Source organism: Psychrosphaera sp. F3M07 (genome assembly GCF_018860345.1).
Taxonomy (GTDB): domain Bacteria; phylum Pseudomonadota; class Gammaproteobacteria; order Enterobacterales; family Alteromonadaceae; genus Psychrosphaera; species Psychrosphaera aquimarina.
In genome coordinates, this window is record NZ_JAHKPJ010000023.1 from 40137 (window position 1) to 50712 (window position 10576).

The following is a 10576-nucleotide window of genomic DNA, read 5'->3' on the forward strand; positions in this document are numbered from 1 at the left end:
TGTAGGATTGTAGGATTGTACGTCAATTAATATTGTACGTATCGAGCAACATTATTTTACACGCTTGGGACTAGGTAACTGCTTAATACCTAATCCAGCTTCGAATGTGACAAATACAGCATATGCGATACCTAAACTAACTACAGGTGATAACGCTAATATGAATAATGTTGCGATACTAAACATCATTATTCTGCAGCCAATTCATAAGAGAAGCTAATTTCTAAATCATTACTTGCTGTAGCTATAGCATGTTTAGCTTGATACAAAAATTTATCTTTAGCAGATATGGCAGCATTATTTAATACCGTGTTACTTACTAAACTTACTTGTGATTGAATATCATTATGTAAATCTTGGGCTGTACTAAAAGTAGTAATTGGTGCAGTTGGTGCTGATAAAAATATACTTGTAGCTAAAATTAATGTTTGCATGACTCTCTCCAAATTTGATTAATTAGTTATTTAATTAATTACTTAGTCGAGTCATATATTACAAAGGTTGTGCCATCAAAGAATTATTTCGTATCTTATTGTTTTATAACATTTATATTTAAATAACTCAGATCGGAGTTGATTACATCAGATAGTCGCAAAACTTAATGTTAGTAATTTTAACCATTATTTAGTCAAATTATCACTACGGTAAAAACTACTTGCATCGGCTAATAATTGGGCACCAGTTTTATCAGATTTAACACCATTTATACTAAGACTACGGCGCCAGATTTTAGCCCCTGGTAAACCTTGGAATAAACCCATCATATGTCTTAGTACATGCCAAGCGCGGCCACCTTCTTTTTCATGCTCGGTGATATAGCTAGCCACTTTATCCATGACTTGAATTCTAGACAGCACTGGAGAATCGGTATCTTGGTATATAACTGTGTCGACTTCGGCCAACAAATAAGGGTTACTATATATCTCCCTACCAAGCATCACACCATCAACATGTTTTAAGTGTTCAACACTTTCGTCTATCGTCTTAATCCCGCCATTTATAATTATTTCTAATTCAGGGAACATACGTTTAATTTGATAAACACGATCATAATCAAGTGGAGGAACGTCTCGGTTCTCTTTTGGACTTAAGCCTGTTAACCATGCTTTTCTGGCATGAATGATAAATGTTTCACACCCAGCATCTTTTACTACTGTGATAAATTCAACTAAAAACTCGAAACTATCAAAGTCATCTATACCAATGCGTGACTTAACCGTTATAGGAATGGAAGTAACTTGTTTCATAGCTCTTACACATTCAGCGACCAACTCAGGTTTAGCCATTAAACAGGCACCAAACATACCATTTTGTACTCTGTCTGATGGACAACCTACATTAAGATTCACCTCATCATAACCACGTTCTTCAGCAAGTTTAGCGCAATGTGCTAAAGCATCGGGATCGCTCCCACCTAATTGCAAAGCTACAGGCTGTTCTGAGGTATTAAATCTTAGATAATCACCCTTACCGTGGATTATAGCGCCTGTCGTGATCATCTCTGTATAAAGGACAGTATGTTTACTCATTTGGCGGTAAAAATAGCGGCAGTGACGATCGGTCCAATCAAGCATGGGAGCGACACAGAATCTGCGGTCTAGCTTTTTAGTCATACTAAATCCCCTTCAAAGCCTTTATTTAAAAGGGTTACATCCACATCACGCATAAAATCACAAGCCTCAAACTGGTTGTTAAATAATCAAAAAAAGGGCGTTTTTGGGGTCCTTTCTGGGGACCGGGGTACGTTTTAGGTACCACTTTTTTGGAGTTGATATGGCGTATTATAACATTGAGAAAGTAGTTAAACACAATAACAATGAGAAGAAATCGAAATACAAGGCACTAGTTCGTCACAAACAACATGGTAAAATCATATTTAAGAAGCAAAAAACATTTCAATACAAAGATGCAGCGACTAAATGGGCCAAGAAAATGGTGTACGATATCGAACATAATCAACAGTTCGAACAAACCTCCCTAACTCTTGTCACCGTCGGAAAATTGATCACTCAATATATAGATAGTTTAAATAAAGGTAACCGACCATTAGGACGAACTGCGCAATATTCATTAAAGCAAACACTACGCTATCCTATTGCGAAAACATCGTTACGGGCTTTTTGTGAACACGATATCATCGTTTTTGCACAACACCGCAAAGAAGCACTAACTAAACCTAAACCACAAACCATTGATACTGACATTTGTATACTACGTGGTGTTTTTCGTCATGCGTACTCGTTATTTAAATACGACGTGGATGAAACTCCATTTCGTCGAGCTTATCCTACTTTGCGGCGGCTACAATTAGTTAGTAAATCACAAAATCGCGACCGAAGATTAGAAGATGGGGAGTATGATTTATTTGCAAATGCTCTTAGCGAATACCAGTGCAGTGCTAAGTCAAACATCCCTTTATATGACATTTTTCAACTTTCTCTACTTACTTGCTTGCGAGTATCCGAATTGTGTAACTTACGATGGGTAGATCTTAACAAATCCAATAAAACGATCGTCGTTCGTGGCCGCAAAGATCCACAAGGTCGACAACCTGATTCACGCATTCCCTTACTCAGTAATTCATTCGAGATCCTAACATCACAACCGGAACTCGATGAACGTATTTTACCGGTCAATCCACGATCCGTTACTGCTGGCTTTAGGCGAGTAAGGAAAAGCCTAGGTATAGAGGATTTACGCTATCATGACCTAAGAAGAGAAGCTGCAAGTCGTCTCATTGAGCAAGGGTATTCACTTAATCAAGTCGCCATACTCACAGGGCACAAAGACCTAAAAATCCTACATAACATTTACATCAATTTGAGACCAGAGGCACTATTTTAAAGGTCTACATGGAATTTGTTACCTTTGTTAATTACAAACATTAGTTGTGTTACTTTTCACAAAAAAGGAGCATGGAATCTGTTACCTTGATTAATTAATGGACTGTCAAACCGTTAAATGAAAAAAATGGGTGGTGTTTTTTAAAATGCCACTATAAAAGAAATCTGTGATGACCCACGGATTTTTTTAATTTGACATTTAGAACAAAAATAGACAAACGAACGGGAGTGAAAAGCAATGCTTTTCGCTGTCGCGTCTATTTGGATAGAAAATATGTTAAAGGCAAAACATTTTCATCTAAAAGCAAAGCCATACTATGGGGAGAACGCGAAAAAGCGTCGTTCGAAGGTCGCCCATTTTCGACCTTGACCTTAAATGACCTCATTGATAAAACTATTAAATGTTGGATAGGCACGCCAAAAAACACCACTAACAACCGATCATCATTATCTGTTGCCAAAGACCACATCATCGCTTCAAAACGCTTGACGGAATTATGCGAAGCCGATTTCGTAGAGTTTGGTAAATGGCTTTATATAAACAGAGGCTTGAACCAATCGACGATAAGTGGTTATCTAAGCGCTTTGTCCACTTGCTTCAGCAACGCGAATTCAATACTTCGAGAGAGCCCACCGTTCGACAACGAGATGATTTTAAAAGCAAGACGGACGCTGTGTAGCATGAGGTTGTTAAAAAATTCAACACCAAGAGCCAAGCCTATTCCGCCAAAGTCCATAAAATCTATAAATAAAGCGCTAAAGTCTTCTTCAGTTGTATGTAAACACCGTGATTTCCTCATCAAAATCAATGACGCCCTAGAATCAACAGGCATGCGAGAAAGCAGCCTTAGCAGATTAATAAAAAGTGACTTTAATGAAAAGCGACAAACTCTTCTTTTACGTGATTTGAAGAGCCCCAATGGAGATAACTACAACGCAACCATACAGTTAACATACGCTGGTGTAAGAGCTATTAAATCACTTAATTTAAGTGACTTACGATACATTGAACAAATGCCAATCGGCTGGTCATCGATAAGAAAATATTTCAGAAAACTTCTTAATTCAATCGACTTACATGATGTTCAATTAAAAGATCTCCGTTCAACATTTATCACTTCATTGCTAGATGAGGGAGTAAATCTAAACGGGGTGACTGTTTATACAGGACATAAAGACCTTCATACAATCGCAAAATATTATGATGGAAAAACTCAGTTAATTAAGCGCACGAAAAAAATTATTGACCGAAAGTATTTATTTCAACGTTTAGTCGGTTGGCTTAATAACTCATTCTGTCAGCCTTTTAAACGCATAATCAGTAACAATTTCACATCTAGTGGCGCATCACCTTAGTTAACTCAATTCAGACTTAGCTAAAGAATTTAAAACTATATTAATAGTGAAGGTTTTTAATTGCTATCAACAAATAAGGTAATGCATTTTTGAAACTGCAGACGAAAGGGTCCCTCTTTTCTTTTTATACTGTAACTAATGTGAAAGTTTGTAATTCTGAATGGTTATTTGTCATACAAAATACAGACACCCCCTAATCTATGATTGCCGGAAAGACGACACTTGTTATCCTGTGCCGTCCTTCTATTGTAGTGGTTTTGAACACCTAAAATATCGGAATGGGATTTTTATCTTTAACACGTTTCTGTCCAAAAACGAGTTAGTCTTCCATTACTTCTTAAGTTATACTTTTGAACAGTCTTTAAAACAAACCTTTATTAAGTCGACTTTCAGAAAACAAACTTACCCCGAACATCATAATATCCCACTGTGCTTTGGACATGACGCCAATACTTCTAATGATGAAACTAGGGTTTTTCATTTCAAACACATTCAATAATTGGTGGCGCAATACAAAACGCTTTTTATAAACCTCGGCTTGTATAGCTTAGTCTGTAACCGCAGGTACTAACTATGCAGTCAATACACGAGCCAACACTCATGAAAATGTTGTATGTGTTGAGGTCACATAGTTACGTTGCGTGTACGTAAATCAAACACGAACGCTTCGGAGCCATCATAGCGAAGTAAAAACAAAAATGATGTTAAGTGTGTTGTGAGCGCACATTTGTAAAAATTAGCTCACCCCGCAAGGGCTCCCTAACTTTCCCGCAAAAAAAATACTTATCAATTAATTATTGTTTACACAAAGAACACACTTTACAAATCCAGTTTAGTACTAAACCCTTCATGGTGTCTCGCGAATAGGTGACGTTCAGTACTACTTTAGTTGTGATTGAAATACGTGAGGGGATTTTGGTTGGCCACCTACTAACGTATTTTGATTGCATCGGGGTCTGAGCAGTTGCCACTATCCTATAGGTAAATACCAATAATTAACTACTAAAATTCACGGGTTAGCACCCAACGCCAAACAAGCTTGCACCAGCAAAGCATTCAATTAAAACATGCCCAATGTTGACGGTGTTTCACGTCTGTCGATTGAGCACTGTTGTATATGATTAATCCATTAAACGCCCTTGGGCACACACCTTTTGATTGGGTGGCTTAAAAGCAAACAATCATGCGTTACCACTACATAACGAATGCTTATTGAAAGCAGTAGTTGACGGTTGCCAAAGCGCATCGTTGTTTTATATATCGAGAAACTAATCAATGTGCATTACGCATTTTCCTCTCTCCATTGATGAGCGAAGTAGATATAGAAAACAACCAGAGTCTGTCTCAAATTTGCGGGACGCTGATAATTTGAGACAGACGGGCATACAGAGAACGCGTACAGCCTGTAAGCCACACCAGTAAAGACTTCGAGCACAAAATGATATTTTGTCTGCAAGAAGCAAAACTACTGACGAGTTACGAAATAGTTAAGGCATTGAAGCCAAGACTATTTAGCTTGCGCCTTTATCAGGCAAGCCTACGTAACGAACATTTGTACGTGTCATTAAAGGGCGACCGCCCCTAATAGCGGTTTTATTATTCACCATATTTAAGGCATAAAATGACGAATAGATACAACACATCAGGCCGCAACTACGGCTACGGAAAGCAAACCATGTTTGCTGTGAAGAACGCTCTCAAAGATAAATACGGAGGCGGGAAGTTCGCAACACGAGCGGCACATGAAGCCCGTTTTAAACACTTCGCAAATTATATTAACGCAGAAGGCATTAACGATCTACGAAAAGTGGATGAGAACACATTCACAAGATACAGCAAAACTATCACCAATTCAGTTAATGCTGGGGATATGAAAGTTACATATGCGCAAAACTTGCTGTCGACCGTCAACGTAGTTATGGAACAAATGCGAGGTGATACTAATCTCTCTGTGTCACCATCAGCTACTGTCGGACAACGGACACACATTAGGTCTGAAGCACCAAAGAGTGTCGATAGAGCTATGGTGCAGTCTGCCGTTGAAAAGATGACTTGCCCACGCGCACAAGCATCAGTCCCACTGGCTCGCGAATTCGGTTTGAGGTTTAAAGAAACAGCCCTTCTCAACTTAAACCGAGCCATAAAAGAAGCCTCTACCTTGGGTAAAATCAATATCGTGGATGGCACTAAAGGTGGGCGAACAGCGGATCGATGGGTTAATTTATCTAAAAGACAAATAGGGATGCTTAAGCAAACTAAACATGCCGCTGGCAAGTTTAAGAACTTGGTTGGCAAGACTGGTAACTTCAAACAGTGGCAAAACCAGTTCGCAGCTGAATACCGTAATTCTGGTGCCAGGAAGATACTAGGCAAGTTTCACGATCTCCGCGCTGCGTTTGCATGCGAAAGATATCAAGAACTGACGGGAAAACCCGCTCCTGTTATCACGGGTCAACGAACTGCTTCGTATGAAGCGGACCTGAAAGCAAGAGAGCAGCTTGCCACCTTCCTTGGGCACAACAGAATTTCAGTTGTAAATTCGTACATCGGGACCTCTAGCGTATGAGCAAACACTACGAGCTAACCGAACGTGTTCAGCAACGCATCAAACAACAGGTGTTTAGGATTATGAAAAACAAGCTTAGTGGTAAAGAGTCTGAGCAACTGAAAACGATTTATCGCATGATCAAAATTGGAGAAGATATTTACCAACGATTCCGAACTTTCCCGATGAAGTGGCAGCTAAAACATTTGTCTTGGTGGGTCGACGAAGTAGGGTTCTGGTATACCTCCGAATGGCGTGAATACCGATACCACTTAGCGATCAGGAAGTTCTGTATATGCCGACACAAAGAGCATTGGCGACCATCACTGTTCAGTAATAATTGACAGTCCCATATGTGCCATTTACGGACGGTAAGAGCATCTCACCATAATTATAGTTTGGAATAGAAGATCAATCCCAAAAAGACGGTTCCTGAAATCGTTCATCGTATTTACCTTTAATGATTGATTTCCAATATTTCCTTTCTTTTTTATCTTCTAACTCATCAAAAAAATTCTCGGCGTAAAAATTATCAGGAAGATCAGTTACCATCCCTTCTGCAATAAATCGCTCTATAAGTTTTTTGTAATATGGCCACCAATTAGAATCATATTGATTACGGCGAACTAAATTTTTTATAACTTTAGAAAACGTTATATCAGGGTGATTAAAGTCAAAAATTAAGATTTCTAATATTTCAAATTCAATTTGGTACTTTTCGAGGTTATTTCTTCTTTCAGCAGGTGTATCTTCAGAGTTATGTATGGAATACAAATAGGACTGTTTTCTATGAGAATATTCGTAATCTGGTGTCAATGTACTCAGAGGATTTGAGTAATGTTGACGAGCTTCCTTTGGATAAATAGTGTACAAAATTCGAATTAAATCCTTGTCCCGCTTAAATAACGCGATATCCATAAGATTGCGCAAACCACCACTATTACGCATCAAATTCTTTTCTTCTTTCCCTTCATTTGTTAAAGAGTTTTCATCGTCTTTTTCAATCCAGATATCAAACAATAAATCCAAATCATTCCCACTGAGTTCCAATCCATTCTCAAAACTTAAGATATCTGACGATAAAAATTTATAAACATTGATGTTATTGCGATATAACACTCGCTCAAAGAAAACACTGGCAACTTTTAATCTGTTCGCTTTGGCCCAATTTGAAATTAATTTAGGATTAGCGCCATAGATATCAAAGAAACCATCAGTGCTATTGGCGTTTAGCAATATTTCAATGGCCAGGTCTTTTGCGTAATTAGAGGTTAGTGAATCAAAAATTTCAGTTACAAGGGTTTCGCTATTACTGTTTGCGGTGTTAGTTAATTTTATTAACCTCATTGTATCTGAATTGCTACTGTTGAATTTTGATTGTCCACCCAATAAAACAGAAATGCTTTTAAACGATTTTAATGAATGGCTTTCTTCGGCTGTATCTAACGGTGTATTACCGTCAACGTCGAAATCAACACCAAAGCCCATGTTCGCAAAACGCTCTAGTGTATTTGGCGCATCAAATGAAGCGGCTAACAAAATGACTTCTTGTATGTTTTTAGTCACCTCCGCTTGGTCTTTATTTGCTAAATCCGCATTTAAAAAGGCTTGTACTACATCTGGCTGGTCGATACTTATTGCGTAAACTAACCCGGTACTGTTTTCGACTGGGACAATATGATGTAGCCCACCTTCTGCAATGCTATTAATAATGTCTTGATTATTTTCTTCTATCGCTTTTTTAAACTGTTGCTCGATGCTCAATTTTGCTAGTAAGAAATCAGACTGTTTTTCCCCGTCAAAAAAACGAGGGGACATCGATTGCACCGTCAAAAAGCTTGAATAAGCAACCAGTGGATTCGCAGTACCTGCATAATGCCCCATCAAATAATAATACTTTGCCTTTGGATTTTGATTAGCGGCAAGACCTGCAAACTTCATTGCGCCCTGTCTAAATTCATCACGCCCTGTGTTTTCGTACTGCTTAAACTTACGTTCAGCGGCTTGTATAAACTGCACATCCTTCGCAATAAAGTGGTTCTTTATCCCTTTCTTCTCTGTCGGTACTGTACATTTATTAATTGACCATGATGCGCTATGCACACTGAAGTTGTTTTTCATCGACTCAGCAAAACATTGGTGATGACCGACTAATGCCAATAGATACTCTTCTTCTTCTTTTGTAAACGCGTACGCCGCACGTTGGTAATATTGATTAATCGAGTGATTATTTAATTCCACCGATTTCCAATAAAAGTTATTCATTTGCTTTTGAGCTTGTTGCGCTAATCTGTATTTTTGCGCTTGAACTTTTCTTCTTGCCTCACTTTTCGCTTCACTTTGGTCTATAAGTGATAACGCACTTAACAGTGCTCCTTCATGGTTGCCGGTGTTTAAGTCGTTCAATGTCGACGTTAACGTGCTTTCCAATTGGTTTAAATTGTCGGTGTCGTTTTGAGATTGAAGTTGAGAGATTGCCTGCATATTGTTGTTAAACTCATTAAGCAAGGCTTGCGGGCTTGAAGCTTGGTTTAACGAGCTGTAGTTCTCCACCTGACTCGCAAAGGCGGATGCGATTTGCTCTGCGCTACTTACAAATGATTTTGCTTTGTTATAGTTATTAAACGAATTCAACAGCTTCTGCTGATTCGTCATTGGTGCTTGTGTCACCTCTCCCTTTTTGCCCGCCGCACTTGCACAATGTGACAAAGAAGTCGATTGAAGCGAGCCGTAGTTCGAGTGTAATGATGAATAAGACGATTTAACTTGATTTAAATGGTTAACGATTTGCTCTAGTTTGCTATTTGGTAAATTATTAGGGTTTTGTTCGCACTCACAACGTAATGCCTGCCAACGAGCCTCTGCAATCCAAGCATTTATTTGACCCGAACTGCCAGCGTATTTAGTCGGTGACCAGTTATTTTGAGCATCTCGCACTTGGGAAACAAGTTGCTGTGCAGCTGGACACGATATTGCGGCCTCTGCAACAGAGCTAATGGAGCCTATCAGTATAAATAAAGGGGATAACGAATACTTACTACGACGAATTCTTGCAAATAACTGGTTGAACATATTTGAGTCCATTTAACACAACAACAAGTCCAACTGTAAACTATATATTGTTTTAGTTAAACCCACTTGAATGTTTTAAAAAGCTCGGTACAAAGGGTAACGATAATCTCATTAACTCATTCTAGACAGTCGTAATTTGAGGGAATGTTCGCTTAGTAAAAATCAGTTAATCGCTTCAAATACTGCTAAGGTCCGCTTTTCGCTCAAAGGAGATACTTGACGAACATCTTTACATAGATTTAAATGGGTGGTGTGATGTTGGGGTCCGTTTTGGGGTCCATGTCTGTCTAGAGACTGTCTGCAACCCTTGTAAATGAAGGGTTTGAAAATTCTTACCTCCGATCAAGCATTGGAGCGACACAGAATCGGCGATCTATTTTTTTGGCTATCATCAAAAAGGTCCTAGCGGTAATTACAGTTGTAAATATATACGTTTATCTAACAAAAAATGTACAAATTAAATATCAAGACAATAAAAAACCCCACACTCAATGAGCATGGGGTTGGTATAGGAGTCTGGCGGTGAGCTACTCTCGCATGGCGACTGCCACACTACCATCGCCGCAACTGCGTTTCACTTCTGAGTTCGAAATGGATTCAGGTGGTCCCACAGCGCTATTGCCACCAGACAAAAGCTTGTTTGCGTATTTAACAATGGAAAGCTTCTTAACCGAATAATCAGTTAAGTAAAGAATAAAGGAAATTTGTATCTGTCTAATGTTGTCTTAACAACTTCAACCTGTTTCAAGAACACTTAAGC

Annotated in this window: 8 protein-coding genes and 1 rRNA gene; 4 read left to right on the plus strand and 5 right to left on the minus strand. The window is 38.6% G+C overall.

Annotation, left to right across the window (positions count from 1 at the left end):
* Positions 1-51 precede the first annotated feature (51 nt).
* From KO505_RS13955 to dusA, 3 genes are all read right to left on the minus strand, one after another.
* On the minus strand, positions 52-189 hold the full coding sequence (locus KO505_RS13955; protein ID WP_216056091.1) for a hypothetical protein: 138 nt from the start codon (positions 187-189) through the stop codon (positions 52-54).
* Positions 189-434 carry a hypothetical protein gene (locus KO505_RS13960; protein WP_216056092.1) on the minus strand — a complete coding sequence of 82 codons (246 nt, stop codon included), beginning with the start codon at positions 432-434 and terminating at the stop codon, positions 189-191. Before KO505_RS13960 ends, KO505_RS13955 begins: the two co-directional genes overlap by 1 nt.
* A gap of 186 nt (positions 435-620) precedes the next feature.
* Positions 621-1613: a tRNA dihydrouridine(20/20a) synthase DusA gene (dusA, locus tag KO505_RS13965; RefSeq protein ID WP_216056093.1), complete on the minus strand. Its 993-nt coding sequence runs from the start codon at positions 1611-1613 to the stop codon at positions 621-623.
* A gap of 103 nt (positions 1614-1716) precedes the next feature.
* Between dusA and KO505_RS13970 the strand changes: the two genes are divergently transcribed.
* The 4 genes from KO505_RS13970 to KO505_RS13985 all read left to right on the plus strand — a co-directional run bounded on the left by KO505_RS13970 (position 1717) and on the right by KO505_RS13985 (position 7088).
* Positions 1717-2844 (plus strand): site-specific integrase, encoded by a 1128-nt coding sequence (locus KO505_RS13970; RefSeq protein ID WP_216056094.1) that lies wholly within the window; start codon positions 1717-1719, stop codon positions 2842-2844.
* A gap of 191 nt (positions 2845-3035) precedes the next feature.
* On the plus strand, positions 3036-4199 hold the full coding sequence (locus KO505_RS13975) for a tyrosine-type recombinase/integrase (protein WP_216056095.1): 1164 nt from the start codon (positions 3036-3038) through the stop codon (positions 4197-4199).
* Between the two features lie 1621 nt (positions 4200-5820).
* On the plus strand, positions 5821-6765 hold the full coding sequence (locus tag KO505_RS13980) for an integrase domain-containing protein (protein WP_216056096.1): 945 nt from the start codon (positions 5821-5823) through the stop codon (positions 6763-6765).
* The gene (locus KO505_RS13985; protein ID WP_216056097.1) at positions 6762-7088 is read left to right on the plus strand and encodes a hypothetical protein; all 327 of its coding nucleotides are present in this window, start codon (positions 6762-6764) and stop codon (positions 7086-7088) included. The genes KO505_RS13980 and KO505_RS13985 overlap by 4 nt, the downstream gene beginning before the upstream one ends.
* 67 nt (positions 7089-7155) lie before the next feature.
* Here KO505_RS13985 and KO505_RS13990 read toward each other — a convergent pair whose 3' ends face one another.
* Positions 7156-9816 (minus strand): hypothetical protein, encoded by a 2661-nt coding sequence (locus KO505_RS13990; protein ID WP_216056098.1) that lies wholly within the window; start codon positions 9814-9816, stop codon positions 7156-7158.
* Positions 9817-10330: 514 nt separating this feature from the next.
* Positions 10331-10445, minus strand: a 5S ribosomal RNA gene (gene rrf, locus KO505_RS13995).
* Positions 10446-10576 lie beyond the last annotated feature (131 nt).